Source organism: Marinobacter gudaonensis (assembly GCF_900115175.1).
GTDB lineage: Bacteria > Pseudomonadota > Gammaproteobacteria > Pseudomonadales > Oleiphilaceae > Marinobacter > Marinobacter gudaonensis.
The window spans coordinates 1,900,846-1,921,192 of the sequence record NZ_FOYV01000001.1 but is presented as its reverse complement, the minus strand read 5'-3'; the positions used below and the strand labels follow the sequence as shown (position 1 = coordinate 1,921,192).

The following is a 20,347-nucleotide window of genomic DNA, read 5'->3' as shown; positions in this document are numbered from 1 at the left end:
ATGACTGAACAGGCCCCGATTGTGATCGTTGGTACCGGCCTATCCGGCTACTCGCTGGCGCGTGAGATTCGCAAGCTCGACAAGGAGGTGCCGGTGCTGATGCTGACCGCCGACGATGGCGTCAGCTATTCCAAGCCGATGCTGTCCACCGGCTTTACCAAGGGCAAGGACGCTGAAGGCCTGGCCCAGGGCAGCACCGAGGCCATGGCCGAACAGCTCAACCTGGAGATCCGCACCTTTGCCACAGTGACCGGTATTGATACCGACGCCCACGAGCTGCACCTGGGTGACGAGAGTGTGCGCTACAGCAAGTTGGTTCTGGCCTGGGGCGCGGATGTGATCCGCCTTGATCTGGCCGGTGATGGCCAGGAGCATGTGTTCTCGATCAACGATCTGATGGACTATCGCGCTTTCCGCAATGCCCTTGGCCAGGGGCGGCGCATTGCCATCATGGGCGCTGGCCTGATTGGCTGTGAGTTTGCCAACGATCTGCGCAACGGCGACTATGAGGTGGAGGTGATTGCGCCCTCTGAGGTGGTGATGCCGGGCCTGTTGCCGGAGGTGGCAGCGAACGCCGTCCAGCAGGAGCTTGAAACCCTTGGTGTCCGGTTCCATCTGGGCACGGTGGTGGACCGGATCGACCGCAAGGACGACGGGGTCAGCCTCACCCTTGCCAACGGCGAGGTGATCGAAGCCGACCTGGTGTTGTCTGCCGTAGGCCTGCGCCCCCGCACCGAACTGGCCAACGCCGCCGGCCTGGCCACGGAGCGGGGCATTGTAGTGAATCGGGCCCTGGAGACATCCGCGCCGGATGTCTATGCACTCGGAGACTGCGCCGAGGTGGATGGCCATGTGCTGCTGTATGTGCTGCCGTTGATGGCCTGCGCCCGCGCGCTGGCGAAAACCCTCACCGGCGAGCGCACCGAGGTCAGCTACGGCACCATGCCGGTAATGATCAAGACGCCCTGCTGTCCGACCGCGGTATGTCCGCCGCCTTCCGGGGCCGAGGGCGACTGGGAGGTGGAGCAGGACGGCACCCACGTAAAGGCCCTGTTCAAGGCGCCGGACGGCGCCACCCTGGGTTTTGCGGTCACTGGCCGCTTTGCGGTCGAGAAACAGACCCTGTCCCGGGAAGTCCCGCCCATCCACGGCTGACCTGACCCCTGATGCCCGCCGGTGGCAGGGTTCGCTGGCGGGCGCCCCATTCGATCTTTGCGATTGCCAATTTGCCGCGCTTGCGGTAGAAACTCTGTCGTGTGCTAACTAAATCACAGGAGCAGGCATGCTTGAAGTAACCAAGAAGCTGGTGGAATTGCTGGACCTGGTGCCTATTGGTGATGATCATTTCCAGGGTGACAGCGAGGATCTGGGCTTTCCCAATGTCTTTGGCGGGCAGGTGCTCGGCCAGGCGTTGATGGCCGCCAGCCGCACCGTGCAGGGTCGCCTTTGCCACTCCCTGCACGCTTACTTCCTGCGCCCGGGCAACCACAGCATGCCAATCGACTACGAGGTCCAGCGGGTTCGTGACGGCGGCAGTTTTTCCGTGCGTCGAGTGATTGCCCGACAGGATGGCAAGGAGATACTGACCGGGTCCATGTCGTTCCAGGTTGAAGAGGCCGGCTTCGAACATCAGCTAAGCATGCCCTCGGCACCGGCGCCGGACACCCTGCGTTCCGAGGAGGAGTGGGGGCATATCCTGTCAGACACCCTGGGTGACAAGGTGCCCGAGCGCATGCGCGCGAACCTGAAGCGGGAGCGGCCGATCGAGATTCGTCCGGTGGATCCGGTCAATCCGCTCAAGCCGGAAAAGCGCCCACCCCACAAGCAGAGCTGGTTCCGGGCCCAGGGGCCTCTGCCGGACGACCCGGTGCTGCACCGGTGTTTGTTGACTTATGCCTCGGACTTCCAGTTCCTCGGTACGTCGCTAAATCCCCACGGCGTCACCTTCATGAGCAAGAATCTCCAGGTGGCCAGCCTGGACCATGCCATCTGGTTCCATCGGGATTTCCGGATGGACGAGTGGCTGCTGTACGACAAGGACAGCCCGAGTGCTTCCGGAGGCCGGGGTTTCAACCGGGGAAACTTCTTCAATCAGGATGGCGTGCTGGTGGCCTCGACCACCCAGGAGGCGCTGATTCGTCAGCGCTGATAGTCGTCTGGGCCGATTACCCGAGTTTGCGCTGGGCCTGCTGGTCGCTGTTGGCCAGCCACTCCAGCAGCTCATCAAAGGGCAGCGGCGGGGTCAGCAGATAACCCTGGATCATGTCGCAGCCCATGTCCCTCAGCAGATCGGCGGTTGCCTGATCTTCCACACCCTCGGCCACCACGTGGTAGCCCAGGCTCTGGCACATGTCGATGGTGGTCTGCACAATCACCCGGTCCTCGGCCTCGGTGGCGAGGTCGGTCACCAAGGACCGGTCGATTTTCACCTCGCTGGCTGGCAGCTGCTTGATGTAAGACAGTGACGAGTAGCCGGAGCCGAAATCATCGATGGACACTGGAATGCCGGTGGTGTTCAGCGAATTGAGCGTTTTCAGTGAGTTTTCCGGGTCCTGCATCATGGAGGTTTCGGTCACTTCGAAGATGATACTTCCCCGGTGGCTGTAGTGGCTGTTCATGAGCCGCTGGACAAAAATGGGGAAGTCCGGCTCCCGAAGGTTGTTCGGCGAAATGTTGATCGATATGTTCAGCGGCCAGCCATGCTCCAGCAACCGGGAACGCAGAGCCAGGGACTGCTCCAGCACCCAGCGTGTCAGCGGCTTGATCAGTCCGGTCTGCTCGGCCAGCTGGATGATCTCATCGGGCCGGATCGGCGTGGCCCGTCCCGGCCACCGGATCAGCACTTCCACGCCCACAATCCGGTCGGTTTTCAGACTCTGCTTGGGTTGCATGAACAGAGCCAGGTCATCGTTGTTGAGGGCCTCCCGGAGCTCTGACACCAGGGTCAGCCGGTCTGCGCTGTAGGAATCCCTGGTGGGCTTGTAATAGGCGATTCCCCGCTCCCTTGCCGACTCCGAGCCCTCGGCAATGACCGCTCGCCGGATCAGGGTATTGGCGTCAGTGCCATGCTCCGGAAAGATGGCCACCCCCAGCCTGGGGTCCAGAGGGATCTGCATGCCGAGATAATCAATCGGGTAGCGAATGCCCTCCAGACACTTGAGTATGGCCCTCGGGGCAGCGCCGGTAATGTCCGCATCTGCAATGAAAGCGAAGGTCTGCGGGTCCAGGGATGCCATGAAGAAATTGCGGGCATCGCTTTGCTCCACTGGCAGCGCGCCGGGCAGTTCCCGGGCCACGGCGTTGTAGTGCTTGCTGGCCAGTTCAAGGATGCGGTCGCTGTTGCGATGACCCAGGGTCTTGGTGACCGACTGCAGGTTATTGAGGTGGATGATGGCAATGGCGTAGCGCCGTTCCGGGCTGCGCATCATCAGGTCGTTCAGCATCATTTCGTAGCTGCTGCGATTGGGCAGCCCGGTCAGCGGATTGTGCAGGGCATGATCCATCAGTTTCAGCTCCGCCGAGCGCCTGGCCGCCATGGCATTGAGCTCGGCCTCCCTGGCTTCGACCTTGTCCTGACGCTCCTGGTAGAGGCGCGCGGCCAGGGCGAGCGTGAGCAGTATGGCCTCCAGCGCCGAACCTATCTGCATGCCGTAGCTGGTAATGAAGTTGTTGGGTAACAGCCCGTATTTGTTGGCTGCGGTAATGGCACTGCCCAGGGTCAGCGCGGCCCAGGCAATCGTGTAGTAGCCGGCCTGGGGATTGCCTTTCCACCACTGCAGCGGCCCCAGCACTGTTAAAAGCAGGGTGCTGGGAATCGCCAGGGCGACGGTCAGGCGGCTGCCGGTACTGTAGTCCAGGAAAAACGTCATCAGTGCCACGGACGCGTTCAGTGTGATGGCAAGCATCACCAGCCGGTTGAGCAGTGGCCCGGTCCGGGGCAGCTTGAGGAAAGACCGGGAGAACAACAGGGTGAAGAGCACCGCCAGGGGCACCGACAGCAACATGATCTGGTTCTGCAGGGCGGGGCTGGTGGGCCACAGGAACTGGAAGGCGGTGCCATTGAGGCTGCTCACCAACACAAGATAGCCCAGGGTGGACAGTACGTAGAGCAGGTATACCGGCTCCCTCAGGGCGGAAAAGATGAACAGGTTGAAGAAGATTACTGTGATCAGGATGCCGTAGTACACCGCATGCATCTGGTCTTCGGCATTGGTGTGCTCGAAGAACGCCTGGTCGTTCCAGAGCTGCACCGGAATCTGCATGGCGCCCTCGGTCTCAACCCTGAGCAGGATCTGGTAGTCGCTGGCGATGCTCTGCTCGAAGGGAAACAGGAAGTGCCGATGACGGATGGGCCGCTCGGCAAAGGGCTGGAAATCACCGGTTTCGACACGCTTGGCAACCCGGCCGTTTTCTATCAGGAAGAATGAAATGTGGTCGAGCTGGGAGTAACGGACTTCCAGCAGGTTGATGGTTGCCGGCTGGCTGACTGGAAAACGCAGCCAGATGGTGTCGTTGATGTAGCCGAAGTTCGGGCTTGCATCTGCGAGTGACTGCCAGCGGTCGGACGACAGCGCTTCGTCGACGGTCAGGTTGGTATCCGGGGCAATGCGCAGGTACTCGATGGGCGGTACATAAGAGGTTTCCGCCCCTTGGACGGGGACAGCCAGAACCACCAGCAGCGAGAGCGCTGTGAAAAACCGGAGCCAGTTGTTGGGTGCCACGTTAAACCGTTTTGTTGTCGTTGTTGACCCGAGTATGGCGTGTCGCCGTTAACGGCTCAAGTCATCCAGGGGCCAACACTGGTAACTTTTCCCGGCAGATCTGTGCAAAGCGGTTCACACCTGTTCGAGCCAGGCCCTGACCCAGGGCAGAGCTTCGATTTCCGGCTCCAGTGTCTCCAGGGCGTCGATGCGCAGGGTCTCCCCGACCTTTCGGGCGGCGGTTTCGTAGAGGGCCTCTTCCATCAGGTCGCCGGCGCCGCAGAAGGTATCCCCGTAAGAGCTGTCGCCGAGCACGATCACACCGAAGGGCCGCCCGGGCTGTTGCGGCAGCTGTTCACGCAGGGCCAGGTAGAAGGGCAGCAGGTTGGCGGGAAGCTCGCCCTGGCCGGTAGTGGATGTGCACACCAGAAGCGCATCCTCGTTGCCGGTGATGTCTTCCAGTTCCGGGTTTTCCAGAACCGTGACCTGGTGTCCCTCGGGTTCCAGCGATTTCTTGATTTCCCTGGCGGTCAGGAGTGCGCCACCGTAGACGCTTCCCACCAGTATCCGGATCTGTGCCATGGGTCTCCCGCAATCTGAAAAAAATGTCGTTGATGCCCGGGTGCCGGGCCCGGAGGTGATCATAGCGATCAGGGCGGGTGCCCTCAAGGCGTGGGGGATGCCCCCTCTTCTTCCTGCGTGCGCACCCGGGGCGCTATCCGGTTCCGGCCGGCTTCCTTGGCGGCATAGAGGTTCAGATCGGCCTGTTTGAGCAGATCATCGAGTGAGCCGGCTTTGGCGATGGAGCAGACACCGGCGCTGATGGTCACCGGCAGCGCCTGTTCCCCGAACCTGAAGGGGTGCCGCGCCACTTCCGAGCGTAACCGTTCGGCCAGGGTCAGGGCCTGCAGCAAGGACGTGTCGGGCAGCAGTATCAGGAACTCCTCACCACCCCAGCGACCGGCCACATCGGTCTGGCGGATCACGGTCTGCATCAGGGCTGAAAACTCCCGAAGCACCTGATCGCCGGCGTCGTGCCCGTACCGATCGTTGATTTTCTTGAACAGGTCAAGATCGATCAGGGCAATGGAAAAGTGATGGCCGGACCGCTGATAGCGGGAGAACTCTCCAGACAGGCGGTTGTGCATGTCCCGACGGTTGGCCAGTCCGGTCAGTTCGTCGGTACGGGCTGCCCGTTCGTGGCTTTCAGCGAGGGTCAAAAGTTCATGGCGTGCCTTCAGGCGGCTGGCTTCCAGCACGAAGCAGAAAATCGACTCGAAGGTAAGAGTGGAGAAGAACCGGATCTTGAAATCAGTGCTGTATTCGGCGGACACCATGGGCAGCCCCGGGAACTGGAACACTACCACCGCCACCAGGTAGCAGAACAGAAGCACGGCCGTGCCGGTTTTCAGATCGGTCAGGTAGAAAAGCAGCGGTGGGAACACATAGAACCACAGCGGACCGGTGTTGCTCTCGCCACCCGACGCCATGAGATAGGTAAACAGCAGGCCCACCACGACAATGAGGCCGGCTTTCCGGCGTACCCGGTTGCCGGTGCGGGCGAAGGCCAGCATGTTGATTGCGATCAGCCCGATAAAGAACCACAGCACCCAGGCGTGGGTGGTGTGCTCGGCAAACCAGGCTTTGGCACCGATGCCGGCCAGCAGCACGATGGCGGTGGCTGACAGCCAGGTCAGCAGGCGTGATACCTGGGCGTCTTCCCGCTCGCTCGCGCTGAGCGGCTCGGGGGCGGTTGGTTGTGACATGGCAGCCTGTGGCCTGTTGTTCTTGTGGTTATGGAGTCTTTGCGCCGCGATTATGAGCCAAGTTAATGCAATTTTGCAGTGGCGTCTGTGATTTGTTTACCTTGTTCGCAATATGACCGTTTTATTTCATTTTCATGTCAAAGATTTTATAGTTGCCGCGCGGCAGAGGCTGCGTTCGTCTAACCATCTTCAAAACGAGACCTGATCTGTTATGGCCCGTTCGAGCGGACTCCTGGATACCCTACTTACCAGCCCTTCCACGGAACGATACAGGGTCGGCATCAGCCTGCTTTTCCTACTGGGAATCTGGCTGACTGTCGGAACATTCAGCCAGGGAATGCCCAACGCCATGCTGCTGATGGCGGCAGCGGTCATTGGTGGTTACATGGCCATCAACATCGGGGCCAACGACGTCGCCAACAACGTTGGACCGGCCGTAGGGTCGGGCGCGTTGTCGCTGGGTGCTGCGGTCATCCTGGCTGCGATCTTTGAAGCCGGAGGCGCCCTGATCGCCGGCGGTGATGTGGTCTCCACCATCAAGGGCGGCATTATTGATCCGTCCAGCCTCGGTGACAGTCGGTCGTTCGTGTGGCTGATGACCGCAGCCCTCCTGGCCGGCGCCCTATGGCTGAACCTGGCAACCTGGATGGGCGCGCCAGTATCAACAACCCACTCTATCGTGGGTGGTGTGCTGGGCGCTGGCATCGCGGCCGGAGGTTGGGGAATTGCCGACTGGGCGGTGATGGGCAAGATTGCCGCCAGTTGGGTGATCTCCCCTGTTCTTGGTGGTGCCCTTGCAGCCTTGTTCCTGTTTCTGATCAAAAAATCGGTGCTGTACCGGAAAGACGTGATACCGGCGGCCCGTACCTTTGTGCCCTGGCTTGTGGCCATTATGGCCTGGGCCTTCGGCACCTACCTGATGGTGAAGGGTGTCAAGAAGGTAGTGAAGGTCGATTTCATGGAAGCCACCCTGATTGGTCTTGCTGCCGCCGCCCTGGTTTTCTTCGCCATGCGCACCCTGGTGGGCCGGAAGGCCGCCACCATGGAAAACAGCTCAGCGGGTGTGAACAGCCTGTTCACCTGGCCCCTCATTTTTGCCGCGGCCCTGCTCAGCTTCGCTCACGGTGCCAACGACGTGGCTAATGCCATTGGTCCGTTGGCGGCAATCAACGACGCACTGGCGGCGGACTCGGTGGTGACTTCTGCAAGCATCCCGCTCTGGGTCATGATGGTGGGCGCCCTGGGTATTGCGGTGGGGCTGATGTTGTTCGGCCCTCGCCTGATCAAGACCGTGGGCAGTGAAATCACCGAGCTCGACAAGACACGGGCGTTCTGCATCGCCCTGTCGGCGGCCCTGACTGTGATTCTCGCGTCTCAGTTGGGTCTGCCGGTAAGTTCCACCCACATTGCCATCGGTGGCGTGTTTGGCGTCGGTTTCCTGCGGGAGTACCTGAAATCCAACTACGCGACGCAGCTGCACAAGATCATGGAACACCACGATCCTGCTGAGCAGGAGCGTCTGAAACCGTTCCTCGATGACTTCCGAAATGCCTCTGTGGAGCAGATGGAGAAACTGCTCAAGCAGGCCAAGAAGAAAAAGCAGGTGCCCCTGGCAAAATCCGAGCGCAAGCGCCTGAAAAAGATCTACCGGGAGGAGATGGTCAAGCGTTCCCACCTGGTGCGCATCGCCGCTGCCTGGATCATTACTGTACCGGCCTCGGCCATGATGGCAGCGATCCTGTTCTATACGCTTCGCGGCATGATGATCTGACGGGACTGGTTGTAAAAACCGAGTTTGGTCATACTATTCTTCAGGGGGTGATTCACCCCTTGAGCCTATTTGTCCGTGGAGCGAAGTATGAGTTCTTCCGTTGAGAGCCGTCAGGCCAAAATGATTGACGAGCTGAGGACCTTCATCAAGAAGGTGCTGAGCGATCCCACCATTGCCGTAAAATCCATGGAGATCGCCCGCAAGCATCGCGGACAGCCGAACGCCGAGGAGTTGATTGCCCGGGAGATCAGTGCCAGCACCAATATCCGGATTCCCGAGAACTGGAGCGAGGCAGACAAGATGTTCCTGGAGATCATCCACGACGTGCTGGATGATGAAGAGGCGCTTTACTGAGGCCTTGACTCGGGGCTTTGGAGAAGCGAGCCGACCAGGCTTATTGGATCTTGCCTAATCAGGCTTGCCTCGCGTTCGGCTCCCGCTGCTTCAGAACGGCATCCGCCATCTGATGCAGGATGCTCATCTCATCTTCGATACCCTCATCCCGTGACAACTCTCTCTGCTCCGCCAGAATGTCTGCCAGGATCTCTTTGGTCGTCAACGGGTTGGCCAGGACCACCCGGAACACGATGCACGGGAAGTTGAAGTAACGGGCCGGCTCCAGGCGGGTCCGGGAGACGAACGCCTTGCCCCGTTCCCGCTGGGTTTTCTGGATGAACTTGGTGATGCGGTTCAGGCAGGTGTTGAGCTTTTCTGCCTGCAACGGGTCCGCCACCACCAGCGCCTGCTGGACGTCTTCCGGGCAGTAACGGTAGGTGAGGATGTTCAGTTCCGGTTTGGTCACCAGTTCGAAATCCGGCTCGGCGTCGATCATCTCGGCGAAGGTTTTCGCTTTCTCGATACCCTGGTCGATCAGGATCTCATAGCCCTCCCGGGCGAGGATCTTCAGACCGGAATGGATCAACATGGACATGCCCGGGCGGGAGCCTTCGAGTGTGGTGCTGCCCAGGTCCCGTGAGCCCTTCCGGATGATGTACTGGGCGTGGTGTTCTACGGCGCTGGCCAGGCTCGGGTCGCGGAACACCACCAGGCCAACGCCCATGGGTACGTACAGCTGTTTGTGGGCGTCGAAAGTGACCGAGTCGGCCTTTTCAATGCCCCGAAGCAGGTGTTTGTAGGTGCGGGAGAAAAGGGTCGGTCCGCCCCAGGCGGCGTCCACGTGGAAGTGGGCGCCGAATTCCCGGGCAATGTCGGCCATGGCGTCCAGCGGGTCGACGTTGCCGGTTTCCGTGGTGCCGGCGACGCCACAGATGGCCATCACCTTGATCTTCTGGCGCTGCAGCTCCAGGCATTTGTCCCGCAGGGCATCGGTCTGGATGCGGTTTTCCTCGTCGGTGTCCACCGGTATCAGGGCTTCCCGACCCAGGCCGAGCACGTCGGCGGCCTTGCGCAGGGAGTAATGGCCGCGGCGGGAGACGACGATGGCGGCGCCTTCGTAGCCATAGTATTTCAGGGCCCGGAACAGGCCTTCCTGATGCAAACCACGGAAGCTGCCCTCGGCGGGGAAGGCCCGGTTGCGGGCCACCCAAAGGGCGGTAAGGTTAGCCACGGTGCCGCCAGAGCACATGGCGCCCAGGGCGTGCCGGGGGTCATGCATCCATTTGCGGTAGAAGGCGCCGTCCTCCTGGTACACCAGGCGGTGAATCATGCCCAGCACCTGGCGCTCCATGGGCGTAAACGCCTTGGAGGTTTCGGTCTTCACCAGGTTCTGGTTGAGAGCAATCATGATCTTCGACAGCGGCAGCATGAAGTAGGGCAGCGCCGAAGTCATGTGTCCGATGAAGGCCGGAGAAGCGGTATGAACGGAGTTGGCCACCAGTTTGTCGAGCAGGAACTGGGCCTGTTCGGAGACAAACACCGGCTTCTCGGGAATGTTGTAGTCGGAGAAGTCTTTCTCAACGTCCGACAGATCCCGTTCCACCGCAACAATGTGCTCCTGCAGGAAGCCTGCAAGGTTGCGGGAGATGTTCTGGTCGATCCGGCTCAACGTGGATTCCGGCGCCTCGGGCACCGTGAACACGCGATACATCGCCTCTACCGAGGCCTGGGCCGACTTTTTCTTTCCGGTCATAGGCGCCACACACTTTCAGTGGTCATCCGAAGGGCCGGTTCCGGATGCCCTGCGGATACGGCCGGTACGGTTGTCCGGCATTGGTTTCTGGTCGCCTGCCAGGAGCAGGTGCACTGGCATCCCTGAGGGGGCGTAGTATACGGCGTGGCGACAGGTTACGCCACACGGCCTACCCCGGCTGGCGAAGCTCGTTTTTGCTCAGAGAATTTCCCGATGTATGTCCAGTATGGCAGCATCCACTCGTTCTGCGATGGCTTTTTCCACCTGGTCGAGGCGCTGGGTGATCTGCTGTGAGGAGGTGCCCAGGGCGGCGATGGTCCAGGTTGCGCAGTCCAGAGCCTCCTGGTCGGCGGTTTCCGCCACTGCCAGGTCTGGTTCTTTGCCCCAGACAGCTTTGAGGGCGGTGAACACTTTGCGTTTGGCTTTGAGGTCGTCGCAGCCGTAGAGCTGGAAGTGTAGGGTGAGCACGCCCACATGGGGGGTGATCACGGGCTGCTGGGGCGCTTGGCCTTCTTTGAGGAGTTTTCTGAGTGCTTCGGACATATGCTTGGGCGCAGGAACCGGCGGGGAATCCCTTTCCAAAACACGCCGTGAATACGTCCGTGTAGGCTCTGCTCCGCCATCCATGGCTCCGCAAGGTTTTGGAAAGGGATTCCCCGCCGGTTCTCGATCTCTCAGTTGGATTCTGTCGTTTCTAGCCTACTACAGGCGTCGCCCGTTTGATAATGGCCGCCGGGTTGGTGCCCGAGGGCAGGTTGCCGTAGTTCATGCCACCATTGGACTGCAGGCGGGAGGCGCAGAAGGCGTCGGCCACGGCGGCGTCGGAATGGCGCAGCAGTAGCGAGGCCTGCAGGGCCAGGGCCATGCGGTCGACCAGGTTGCGGGCCCGGTACTGGAAATCGCTGATGTCGGCGAAATCGTGCTGCAGTTGGGCCAGGAACTGGTCGAAGCGTCGATCCGTGCCCCGGGCTTCGGCGGCTTCCTTGAAGAAGGCGTCGAGCGTTTCCGGCTCCTTTTGCAGGGCACGCAGGGTGTCCAGGCATTGGACGTTACCGCTGCCCTCCCAGATCGCGTTCACCGGCGATTCCCGGAACAGCCGGGGCATGATGCAGTCTTCCATCACGCCGCTGCCGCCAATGCACTCCATGGCCTCGTAGGCGTGGTTCGGAGTGCGCTTGCAGATCCAGTATTTGCCGACCGGTGTGGCCAGGCGAGCGAGCAGGCGTTCGTGCTCTTTGTCCTGATTGTCCAGGGCGCGGGCGATGCGCAATGTGTAGGCCAGCGCCGCTTCGCTTTCCAGGGCCAGGTCGGCCAGTACGTTCTGCATCAGGGGCTGCTCGCTCAGGCGGGCGCCGAAGGCGCTGCGGTGGCGGCAGTGGTGGCTGGCCTGGGCCACGGCCTGGCGCATGCCAGCGGAGCTGCCGATCATGCAGTCGAATCGGGTCATGGCCACCATTTCGATGATGGTGGGTACGCCGCGGCCTTCCTCGCCCACCATCCATGCCAGAGCACCGCGCAGCTCCGCCTCGCTGGAGGCGTTGGCGACGTTGCCCATCTTGTTCTTCAGACGCTGGATCTGCCAGGGGTTCTTGCTGCCGTCCGGACGCCAGCGGGGCATCAGGAAGCAGGACAGGCCACCCGGCGCCTGGGCCAGTACCAGGAAGGCGTCGCACATGGGCGCGGAGACAAACCATTTGTGGCCCACCAGCTCATAGGCCTGGCCCGGGCCCTGGGCGCCCACCGGGTAGGCCCGGGTGCTGTTGGCACGTACGTCGCTGCCGCCCTGCTTCTCGGTCATCGCCATGCCAATGGTCACCGAGCTTTTCTGGCTGTCCGGCAGGTTGCGAGGGTCGTAGCTGTTGGCCAGGATCCGGGCTTCCCAGTCGGCTGCCAGTTCGGGCTGCTTGCGGATGGACGGGATGGCGGCAAAGGTCATGGTCACCGGGCAGCAATGGGCTGCCTCCACCTGGGAGTGCATGTAATACTTGGCTGCGCGGGCAACGTGGGCACCCTGGCCTGGATGGGTCCAGGGGCTGCTGTGCAGGCCGTTTTCCATGGCGATTCGCATCAGCTCGTGATACGCGGGGTGGAAGTCTACCTCGTCGATCCGGTGCCCGAAACGGTCGTGGGTGTTGAAGACGGGTTTGCTGGCGTTGGCGCGGAAGCCAAGGTCGATGGTCTGTGCGGCACCGGCCAGGTCACCGAACGCTTTCAGATCCGCCGTAGCGCTGCCGGCGCCTTCCCGCAGGGTAGCCTCCTGCAGCGCAACGTCCTGCTCGAACAGGTTGTAATTCTCCAGCGCCGGCGGCTGGTTGAGTACTTCGTGTGTGGTGGCCAGGTAGCGATCGTCGGTCTCGCTGGCTGTCCCTGCTGTTCGGGGTTGATGTGCGTTCATGGCTACCTCCTGGTGCCAGTCAACCCCTGCATGCAAAAGCGGATGATGGAATTGACCAGCAGATCGTTGTTGTCGTCTTTCGGGCGCGCCGACTGATGGGCCTGTGTCGGAGACAGCGGGCCAACCAGGCTTTCTGCAATGGCGCCCACCAGGCAGGTACTGCTCTGGCGTGCGTCCTGATCCGGAATACAGCCTTCTTCGATGCCCTCCCGGATTGCCTTCTCGAACAGGTTGGCGTAAGCCTTGCGGTAGGCCAGTCGCTCCTCTTCCACTTTCGGATCCACCGGTTCGGCGATCAGCGACCAGGCCATCATCGGGCCCTTGAGTGCCCGTTCGGCAAACTGCCGCAGGGCCCGCTCCAGTCGCTCGCTGGCATTGCCAGTGGTGGCGAGCGCCTCGGCAACCTTGTCCACCTCCCGTTGGGTGGCGAGCCGGAAAATCTCGGCAAACAGGTCTTCTCTGGACTCGAAATGCCGGTAGATGGTTCCGGTCGCGACACCGGCAAGGCCCGCAATCCGGGTAACCCGTGCGCTCCGGAACCCGCCTTCGGCAACGCATTGGTAGGTGCAGTCCACAATCCGCTTGCGCGCCTGCGCCTTGCGCTGGCGCATTTTCTCGGTCTCGCGATAGGCCATGCCGGCTCCTATAAGCAGTGAATCATTATTCATTCTTTGTGTCAATTCGATCAGGCTTTGACGATTATAGAATTCGGTGAGGAAATTCAAGTATTTATTGTAAGTTACAAAAATTTACAAAAAAGGCGTTGCCATTAAATAGCGTCGACAGAAAAAGCGGATTATAAAGACGCCAAGATGTGGTCGCCGATGGCGTCCCGTCGATACGGAGTGGGCTTCCCCGCGGGGGTGCAGCACTCGGCCCTCTGTTTTCGTTGATGGAGAAAAGACCATGAGTGAATTCGACGAAAGCAACCTGGAGCAGTCCGGAAGCTGGACCAGCGACAACGACGACAACCATTCCATAGCCGGTCGCGCCCGGGTGCGCGCTCAGCTGCAGGCCGACATTGAGGCATTCCTGAGCCAGGGCGGCAAAATTCAGGAAGTGGATACCTCTTTCCGTTCTGATACGCCGCGCAAGGTGGAAGTGGGTTTTAATAACCGCTCCCTCTGAGCGCTCGCAGGACCGACCGGGGCTCGGTGCCCCGGTCTGTTTTTGATGCCGGTCTCGGTATCGTTTGCCCCCTTGCTTTATCCTCCTGCATTATTTCGTTTGCCTTGCCACCCATACCGCAAGGTGCAATCCATTCCTGGCTCGGGAATCGAAAAGTGGCCATGAAAACCCTGACCCGGCTGACCGTCGGCCTGCTGGTGATCAGTGCGGGTGTTGCATTGTTCGGCCTGCTGCTGACGCCCGAAGACACGGTGCCAGACCAGATTGCAGGAAACTCTGAGCCACTGGTCCAGGCGCCAGCGCTACCGCCACCGGCGGTGTCGCCAGGCCGTCTCAAGGAGCCATCCGCCCTGGTCAGTGACGGTGTGGCTCTCCGGGTGCCGGAGACCCTGCCCGCGTCCCTCCGGGGCACCGCGGTGCCTGATGGCTGGGCGCGGACAGATCGCCTGGGCAATCTCATCCCGACCGCCGAGCTGAGGGCGTTGTTCGAGTACTTCCTGTCGGCGCTGGGCGAGGAGACGCTGCCACAGCTGGTGGCGCGCATTGAGTCGGCACTCGACTCCCTGCCAGAGCCCGCCCGATCCCAGGCCCGATCGGTTCTGGGTGCCTATCTCGATTACAAACTGGCGGTCTCTGAGCTTGAGCAATCCTATGGCAGCGCCGCTGCCAATGACATCGGCGAAATGCAGCGCCGGATGACCGAGGTTCACGGGTTGCGCCGGACCTGGCTGGATGCAGATACTGTCGACGCCTTTTTTGCCGATGAGGAAGCCAACGACCGGTTCCAGCTTGAGCTGCGACGGATTGCGCGCAACGACACCCTCTCGTCCGCTGAGCGGAGTGAAGCGCAGCGCGAGGCCGAACGTCTGTTGCCTGAGCACCTGCGCGAAGCCCGTGAGCAGACCCGGCGTTTCTCCGACTACGAGCAGGCTCGACAGGCACTGGCTGATGATCCAAAGGCACTGCAGGCCTGGCGCGAACAGGCCTTTGGCGCAGAGGCTGCCGACCGGCTTGCCCGGGTAGAACAGGAGCAGAATGCCTGGGACAGGCGCTGGCAGGCCTACGCCACGGAGCGGGACCGGTTGCTCGCGTCGGGACTGGCCGAACCGGAACTGGCGGATGCACTTGAACGACTGCGTGGTCGTCATTTCAACGAAGCGGAACAGGTTCGGGCCGAGGCCCTGGATTCCATCCGGTAATTATCCGGTCATGATCACCGGTTAACCTGTTCCGGGAGTCTGCAACCGGCCCCCGTGGCCGTGTATGATGGGGGCTCGGGCGTCACTGTGGCGCCGTCACTTTCCATCAGAGTCTCTGTCCAGCCATTGAGGAGGTTGTTCGTGCCCAATCCGATACCCCGAGCGTTCCCGGCGACCCGTCTGCGCCGTAACCGGGCCAGTGAGTTTTCCCGGCGGCTGGTGCGCGAGAACCAGCTTACGGCGGATAATCTCATCTACCCGGTCTTCGTGCTGGAAGGGGAAAACCAGCGAGAGCCGGTGCCGTCCATGCCGGGGGTAGAGCGGTTGAGTATTGACCTTCTGGTGGAGCAGGCTGCCGAGCTGGTGGCACTCGGCATTCCCGCGATTGCCCTGTTCCCGGTGGTGCCGGCGGAGCAGAAGAATCTCTCAGGTTCGGGCGCCTGGGATGCCGACGGGCTGGCCCAGCGCGCAGTGCGTGCCCTGAAACAACAGTTCCCGGAGCTCGGCGTGATTACCGACGTCGCCCTGGATCCTTTCACGACCCACGGCCAGGACGGCATCATCGACAACGAGGGCTACGTGCTCAACGACGTTACCGTCGAGGCCCTGGTGAACCAGGCCCTGTCCCACGCGGACGCCGGTGCCGACGTGGTGGCGCCGTCGGACATGATGGATGGTCGGGTTGCCGCCATCCGGGAGGCGCTGGAAGGTGCTGGCCATGTGAATACCCGTATTCTGGCCTATTCTGCCAAGTATGCCTCCGCCTACTACGGACCCTTCCGCGATGCCGTGGGCTCCGCCGCTAACCTGGGCAAGGGCAACAAGGCCACGTATCAGATGGACCCGGCCAACGGTGACGAGGCCCTGCACGAGGTGGCCATGGATCTGGCGGAAGGCGCCGACATGGTGATGATCAAGCCGGGCATGCCGTACCTGGACATAGTGCGCCGGGTGAAGACCGAATTGCAGGTGCCAACCTTTGTCTATCAGGTCAGCGGCGAGTACGCCATGCACATGGCTGCGGCCGAAAATGGCTGGCTGGACGGCGATGCGGTGATGATGGAGAGTCTGATGGCCATGCGCCGGGCCGGTGCCGACGGCATCCTGACCTATTTTGCCGTGCGTGCGGCCCGTCTGCTGCGGGATCGTCGGGGCGGGTAGCGAAATGTATGTATCGCCACTGAAGGCGATCTGACTGGAATCGAGGAATCATGACGACGGAAACGGCGAAGCAACAGGTGGCAACGGAGGAGCGCAGTGTCCCGGCGCCGGTGGACGTGCCCCCGGTGGGCGAGGAGATCAATCTCGATGCCCCGGAAAACTACTTCAACCGGGAGCTGAGCCAGCTCCAGTTCAATTACCGGGTGCTCAAGCAGGCCCTGGATACCACCCATCCGTTGATCAATCGCCTGATCTACTGCTGTATTTTCAGCAGCAACATGGACGAGTTCTTCGAAATACGGGTCGCCGGCCTGCGTCAGCAGATGAAGTACGGCCGGGAAACGGTGGGCGCCGACGGCATGATGCCGGAGCAGGCGCTGTCGGAAATCAGCCGGGTGGCCCACGAATACATCCGCGAACAGTACGACATCCTGAACAACGTGCTGATTCCGGAAATGGAACAGCAGAATATCCACTTCGTGCGCCGCCGGGAGTGGACGCCCGCGCAGGCCGAGTGGGTGCGGACCTATTTCGAGGAAGAGATCCTGCCGGTGGTCAGTCCGATCGGACTGGACCCGTCGCACCCGTTCCCTCGTCTGGTCAACAAGAGCCTGAACTTTATCGTCGAGCTGGATGGCAAGGATGCTTTCGGCCGGGAAACCGGCATGGCCATCGTGCCAGCGCCACGCTCGCTGCCCCGCCTGGTAAGATTGCCGGATGAGGTGTGCAGCGGCGGTGACAACCTGGTGTTCCTGTCCTCCATGATCCACGCCCATGCGGACGAGCTTTTTCCGGGCATGGAGGTGAAGGGTTGCTACCAGTTCCGCCTGACCCGCAACGCCGATCTTGAGCTTGAGGATGACCTGGAAGATCTGGCCTCGGCCCTGCGTGGCGAGCTGCTCAGCCGTCGTTTTGGTGACGGTGTGCGTCTTGAGGTGGCCGACAACTGCCCTGAGGAACTGGTGCATTTCCTGTTGAAGGAATTTGGCCTGACCGAGCGGGACCTCTACCAGGTGCACGGCCCTGTGAACCTGACCCGCCTGATGGCCGTGGGCAGCCTGGTGGACCGGCCGGATCTGACCTATTCGGGCTTCTCGCCCTCGATTCCAAAGCAGATCCGCAGCAAGGAGTCGATGTTCGACGCCATTCGCAAACAGCCCATCCTGCTGCTGCACCCCTTCGAGAATTTCAGTCCGGTGGTGGATCTGTTACGGCAGGCCGCCAAGGATCCCCAGGTGCTGGCCATTCGTCAGACCCTGTACCGAACCGGTGCCGATTCCGAGATCGTCGAAGCCCTGGCTGACGCCGCACGCCGGGGCAAGGAAGTAACGGCGGTCATTGAGCTGCGGGCCCGCTTCAGTGAGGCCGAGAACCTGGAGCTGGCCAGCCGCCTGCAGGAGGCGGGGGTGATTGTGGTGTACGGCGTGGTTGGCTACAAAACCCACGCCAAGATGATCCTGATCGTCCGCCGGGAGGAAGGCCGGCTTCGCCGCTACGTGCATCTGGGGACCGGCAACTATCACGCCGGCAATGCCCGTATCTACACCGACTACAGTTTCATGACGTGCGACGAGTCCGTAGGCGATGACGTCAACAAGTTGTTCCAGCAGCTGACCGGCATGGGAAAGGCTCTGAAGATAAAGAAGCTGTTCCATTCGCCGTTCACCCTGCATTCGCGCCTGCTCAGCCTGATTGAGCGTGAAGCTGGCCATGGCGAAAAAGGCCGCATCATCCTCAAGTTCAACGCCCTGACGGAGTTACAGCTGATCAAGGCCCTGTACAAGGCGTCCCAGGCGGGGGTGAAAATCGACCTGATTGTCCGGGGCATCTGTTGCCTTCGTCCGGAAGTGCCTGGCCTGTCCGATAATATTCGGGTTCGGTCTATCATCGGCCGGTTCCTGGAGCATACCCGGGTCTATTACTTCGGCAACAACGGGCGGCCGGATATCTACTGCACCAGCGCGGATGGTATGGAGAGAAACCTTCTGAGCCGTGTCGAGACTGCGTTTCCGATTGACGACGCCGACCTGGCCGCCAGGGTACGCGAAGACCTGGACACCTACCTGGCAGATAACTGTCAGTCCTGGATGCTGCAGCCCGACGGCAGCTACCTCCAGAACCAGCCAGCCGAGGGCGAAGAGCGCATGGCCTCCCAGCTGGTTCTGCTTGAACGATTGACCAGCAAGCCCTGACCTCAATCCCCAACGGAGAACGCAGTTTGAATGCCAAATGGATGATTGCCGGCGCTGGTGCGCTGGTGCTGGCCGGAGCTCTGCCCTGGGGGGTGGGGTATCTCACCCAGCAGCAGTGGCAGCAGGCAACGAAAGAAGTAAACAGCAACCAACCCTTTGTCCGGCTGGAAACGGGGGATTACCAGCGGGGAATCCTGGGTTCCGAAGTTATCGGCACCGTCAGCCTGATCAACCCGGACACCGGGGAGTCGCGACGTTTCGACTTCCAGGCCGACGTTACCCATGGTGTGACGGGCAGCCTGATGGATTTCGAGCCACTGGGCGGCTGGTCTTCGAGCGGAGAGGACTGGTTTCCTGATCAGGAGCCGCAGCTGACCCTGGAAACCCGGCTCTGGGGTACCGCAGTGTTTGAACTCGAGGCGCCGCGAATGGAGATGGTGGACGTCGACACCGGCGAGTCGCTGTCAACCAGCGGCGGCCTCGTTCGGGTTGAAATCCGCGATGCCGGTTCAAGTGCCGATGCCTTGCTGGTCTGGCCCGCGCTTGCACTTACGGGACCTGATATCAATCTGCGGCTGTCTGATCTCCGGGTGGAGCAGACCATGAACCACCTTACCGGCGAGGTATGGGTCGGCTCGGGTGAAATGGCCGTCAACTCCCTGAGCCTCAATGCGGCCCAGGAACTGCCCGTCACGCTTGATCGCATTTCCGTTCGCAGCCGCTCTGAGGCAGTTGATTCGGGGCAGCGTCTGGATTCGCGGGTGGCGTTCGAGGTGGAGGGTGTCTCCCTGGCGGATGACTCTTACGGTCCGCAACGCCTGGTGTTTGCCCTGGAAGATCTCGAGGTCGAGGCCTGGAATGCCCTGATGACGGGATTTACTGATCTGCAGAGTGCGGCCATGAGCTCCTCCGGAGCGGGGCCTGAGGCGTTCGAGCAGCAGATGGAGGCCATGCAGCAGGTGAATGAGGCGGTACGTGACCTGGCGGCCGCCGGCTTCAGCCTCGGGTTTCCCGAGTTGCTGGTGACCACGCCCGAGGGACAGGTGACCGGCAGCGCCGAGATTCGTCACCCGGAGCTGACCGCCGACGAAAAAGCCGAGATGCTGATGGTCATGCAGCGGCTGACCGGCGATTTGAACCTGAGCCTGCCTCTGGCATTGGTGGAGAAGTATCCGGAGCTCCAGCTTCAGCTGGCGCCTCTCATCAAGCAGGGGTTGTTGGTGCAGCAGGGCAATCGTCTGGTTATGAAGGCCGACCTGCAGGACCTGGTGCTGGATGTGAATGGCGAGGAAATTCCTTTGCCACCGCTGCTTTAGCAGCAATCATCCTTCATAGAACAGAGAGCCCCGGATTCGGGGCTTTCTGTTTTCAGGCCTTTTCGAATTTCTGCTTCAGGGCCGCGGCGACCGCTGGATCCACGAATTCCGAGACGTCGCCACCGAGGGAGGCGATCTCGCGAATGAGCGTGGAGGAGATGTACGACAAGTGGTTGGCTGGCGTCAGGAACAGGCTCTCGACTTCCGGGGCCAGGCGGCGGTTCATGTCGGCCAGCTGGAATTCGTACTCGAAGTCGGAAACGGCGCGCAGGCCCCGGAGGATGACCGTGGCACCCTGTTCCCGGACAAAATCCGCCAGCAGGTTGCTGAAGCCGGTCACGCTGACGTTGGGGATATGCGCGGTGGCCTGACGGACCAGTTCGCAGCGCTCTTCGAGGTTCAGGAGTGGCTGTTTCTTGGGGTTGTAGGCGACGGCGACGACGATGTGATCGAACATGCGGCCGGCCCGTTCAATGAGGTCGGTGTGGCCGTTGGTGATGGGGTCGAAGGTGCCCGGGTAGATGACTTTCGGCATGCACAGCTCCTTATAAATCAGGATCACAGGATAGCAGGATCGGGGGGTGTGCTGTAGTCCGGGGCTTTGCTGGTAGCACCGGAGCTTCGGGGAAG

17 protein-coding genes are annotated in these 20,347 nt (G+C 61.4%); 9 read left to right on the top strand and 8 right to left on the bottom strand.

Going from position 1 to position 20,347, the window contains the following annotated elements; all coding sequences use genetic code 11:
- Positions 1-1,155 carry an NAD(P)/FAD-dependent oxidoreductase gene (locus BM344_RS08810; protein ID WP_091988435.1) on the top strand — a complete coding sequence of 385 codons (1,155 nt, stop codon included), beginning with the start codon at positions 1-3 and terminating at the stop codon, positions 1,153-1,155.
- 127 nt (positions 1,156-1,282) lie between these two features.
- Entirely contained in the window at positions 1,283-2,149 is an 867-nt protein-coding gene (tesB, locus tag BM344_RS08805; RefSeq protein ID WP_091988432.1) for an acyl-CoA thioesterase II, read from the top strand.
- A 16-nt stretch (positions 2,150-2,165) separates the two neighbouring features.
- On the opposite strand, the gene BM344_RS08800 is transcribed toward tesB, so the two are convergent.
- The 3 genes from BM344_RS08800 to BM344_RS08790 all read right to left on the bottom strand — a co-directional run bounded on the left by BM344_RS08800 (position 2,166) and on the right by BM344_RS08790 (position 6,466).
- Positions 2,166-4,721 carry an EAL domain-containing protein gene (locus tag BM344_RS08800; RefSeq protein ID WP_091988429.1) on the bottom strand — a complete coding sequence of 852 codons (2,556 nt, stop codon included), beginning with the start codon at positions 4,719-4,721 and terminating at the stop codon, positions 2,166-2,168.
- 114 nt (positions 4,722-4,835) lie between these two features.
- The gene (locus tag BM344_RS08795; RefSeq protein ID WP_091988427.1) at positions 4,836-5,282 is read right to left on the bottom strand and encodes a flavodoxin; all 447 of its coding nucleotides are present in this window, start codon (positions 5,280-5,282) and stop codon (positions 4,836-4,838) included.
- A gap of 83 nt (positions 5,283-5,365) precedes the next feature.
- Positions 5,366-6,466 (bottom strand): GGDEF domain-containing protein, encoded by a 1,101-nt coding sequence (locus BM344_RS08790; protein ID WP_091988424.1) that lies wholly within the window; start codon positions 6,464-6,466, stop codon positions 5,366-5,368.
- Between the two features lie 211 nt (positions 6,467-6,677).
- On the opposite strand from BM344_RS08790, the gene BM344_RS08785 reads away from it, so the two are divergent.
- Together BM344_RS08785 and BM344_RS08780 are read left to right on the top strand one after the other, a co-directional pair.
- The gene (locus BM344_RS08785; protein ID WP_091988421.1) at positions 6,678-8,237 is read left to right on the top strand and encodes an inorganic phosphate transporter; all 1,560 of its coding nucleotides are present in this window, start codon (positions 6,678-6,680) and stop codon (positions 8,235-8,237) included.
- 87 nt (positions 8,238-8,324) lie between these two features.
- Entirely contained in the window at positions 8,325-8,591 is a 267-nt protein-coding gene (locus BM344_RS08780) for a hypothetical protein (RefSeq protein ID WP_091988419.1), read from the top strand.
- Between the two features lie 58 nt (positions 8,592-8,649).
- Here BM344_RS08780 and panP read toward each other — a convergent pair whose 3' ends face one another.
- The 4 genes from panP to BM344_RS08760 form a co-directional block, all read right to left on the bottom strand.
- Positions 8,650-10,326, bottom strand: coding sequence for a pyridoxal-dependent aspartate 1-decarboxylase PanP (panP, locus tag BM344_RS08775; protein ID WP_091988416.1), 1,677 nt, complete (start codon positions 10,324-10,326; stop codon positions 8,650-8,652).
- A gap of 198 nt (positions 10,327-10,524) precedes the next feature.
- The gene (locus BM344_RS08770) at positions 10,525-10,869 is read right to left on the bottom strand and encodes a DUF503 domain-containing protein (protein ID WP_091988413.1); all 345 of its coding nucleotides are present in this window, start codon (positions 10,867-10,869) and stop codon (positions 10,525-10,527) included.
- A gap of 151 nt (positions 10,870-11,020) precedes the next feature.
- The gene (locus tag BM344_RS08765) at positions 11,021-12,721 is read right to left on the bottom strand and encodes an isovaleryl-CoA dehydrogenase (RefSeq protein WP_091988409.1); all 1,701 of its coding nucleotides are present in this window, start codon (positions 12,719-12,721) and stop codon (positions 11,021-11,023) included.
- A gap of 2 nt (positions 12,722-12,723) precedes the next feature.
- Complete coding sequence (locus tag BM344_RS08760) at positions 12,724-13,356, bottom strand: TetR/AcrR family transcriptional regulator (protein WP_091988405.1); 633 nt, start codon at positions 13,354-13,356, stop codon at positions 12,724-12,726.
- A 271-nt stretch (positions 13,357-13,627) separates the two neighbouring features.
- On the opposite strand from BM344_RS08760, the gene BM344_RS08755 reads away from it, so the two are divergent.
- The 5 genes from BM344_RS08755 (at position 13,628) to BM344_RS08735 (ending at position 19,717) form a co-directional block, all read left to right on the top strand.
- A complete protein-coding gene (locus BM344_RS08755) occupies positions 13,628-13,849 on the top strand; it encodes a hypothetical protein (protein ID WP_091988402.1) in 222 nt (73 codons plus the stop codon).
- Between the two features lie 161 nt (positions 13,850-14,010).
- The gene (locus BM344_RS08750; protein WP_091990940.1) at positions 14,011-15,048 is read left to right on the top strand and encodes a lipase secretion chaperone; all 1,038 of its coding nucleotides are present in this window, start codon (positions 14,011-14,013) and stop codon (positions 15,046-15,048) included.
- 141 nt (positions 15,049-15,189) lie between these two features.
- Positions 15,190-16,209 carry a porphobilinogen synthase gene (gene hemB / locus BM344_RS08745; RefSeq protein ID WP_091988400.1) on the top strand — a complete coding sequence of 340 codons (1,020 nt, stop codon included), beginning with the start codon at positions 15,190-15,192 and terminating at the stop codon, positions 16,207-16,209.
- Positions 16,210-16,259: 50 nt separating this feature from the next.
- Positions 16,260-18,401: a polyphosphate kinase 1 gene (gene ppk1 / locus BM344_RS08740; RefSeq protein ID WP_091988398.1), complete on the top strand. Its 2,142-nt coding sequence runs from the start codon at positions 16,260-16,262 to the stop codon at positions 18,399-18,401.
- 26 nt (positions 18,402-18,427) lie between these two features.
- The gene (locus BM344_RS08735; RefSeq protein WP_091988394.1) at positions 18,428-19,717 is read left to right on the top strand and encodes a DUF945 family protein; all 1,290 of its coding nucleotides are present in this window, start codon (positions 18,428-18,430) and stop codon (positions 19,715-19,717) included.
- Between the two features lie 52 nt (positions 19,718-19,769).
- Here BM344_RS08735 and coaD read toward each other — a convergent pair whose 3' ends face one another.
- Positions 19,770-20,252 carry a pantetheine-phosphate adenylyltransferase gene (coaD, locus tag BM344_RS08730; protein WP_091988391.1) on the bottom strand — a complete coding sequence of 161 codons (483 nt, stop codon included), beginning with the start codon at positions 20,250-20,252 and terminating at the stop codon, positions 19,770-19,772.
- Between the last annotated feature and the right edge of the window lie 95 nt (positions 20,253-20,347).

What these genes read in the sequence shown, in the direction of transcription:
- panP (WP_091988416.1), bottom strand. Translation starts at nt 10,326, where the DNA reads ATGACCGGAAAGAAAAAGTCGGCCCAGGCCTCGGTAGAGGCGATGTAT.
- BM344_RS08760 (WP_091988405.1), bottom strand. Translation starts at nt 13,356, where the DNA reads ATGGCCTATCGCGAGACCGAGAAAATGCGCCAGCGCAAGGCGCAGGCG.
- BM344_RS08810 (WP_091988435.1), top strand. Translation starts at nt 1, where the DNA reads ATGACTGAACAGGCCCCGATTGTGATCGTTGGTACCGGCCTATCCGGC.
- coaD (WP_091988391.1), bottom strand. Translation starts at nt 20,252, where the DNA reads ATGCCGAAAGTCATCTACCCGGGCACCTTCGACCCCATCACCAACGGC.
- BM344_RS08755 (WP_091988402.1), top strand. Translation starts at nt 13,628, where the DNA reads ATGAGTGAATTCGACGAAAGCAACCTGGAGCAGTCCGGAAGCTGGACC.
- BM344_RS08770 (WP_091988413.1), bottom strand. Translation starts at nt 10,869, where the DNA reads ATGTCCGAAGCACTCAGAAAACTCCTCAAAGAAGGCCAAGCGCCCCAG.
- ppk1 (WP_091988398.1), top strand. Translation starts at nt 16,260, where the DNA reads ATGACGACGGAAACGGCGAAGCAACAGGTGGCAACGGAGGAGCGCAGT.
- BM344_RS08750 (WP_091990940.1), top strand. Translation starts at nt 14,011, where the DNA reads ATGAAAACCCTGACCCGGCTGACCGTCGGCCTGCTGGTGATCAGTGCG.
- BM344_RS08790 (WP_091988424.1), bottom strand. Translation starts at nt 6,466, where the DNA reads ATGTCACAACCAACCGCCCCCGAGCCGCTCAGCGCGAGCGAGCGGGAA.
- tesB (WP_091988432.1), top strand. Translation starts at nt 1,283, where the DNA reads ATGCTTGAAGTAACCAAGAAGCTGGTGGAATTGCTGGACCTGGTGCCT.
- BM344_RS08765 (WP_091988409.1), bottom strand. Translation starts at nt 12,721, where the DNA reads ATGAACGCACATCAACCCCGAACAGCAGGGACAGCCAGCGAGACCGAC.
- BM344_RS08795 (WP_091988427.1), bottom strand. Translation starts at nt 5,282, where the DNA reads ATGGCACAGATCCGGATACTGGTGGGAAGCGTCTACGGTGGCGCACTC.
- BM344_RS08780 (WP_091988419.1), top strand. Translation starts at nt 8,325, where the DNA reads ATGAGTTCTTCCGTTGAGAGCCGTCAGGCCAAAATGATTGACGAGCTG.
- BM344_RS08785 (WP_091988421.1), top strand. Translation starts at nt 6,678, where the DNA reads ATGGCCCGTTCGAGCGGACTCCTGGATACCCTACTTACCAGCCCTTCC.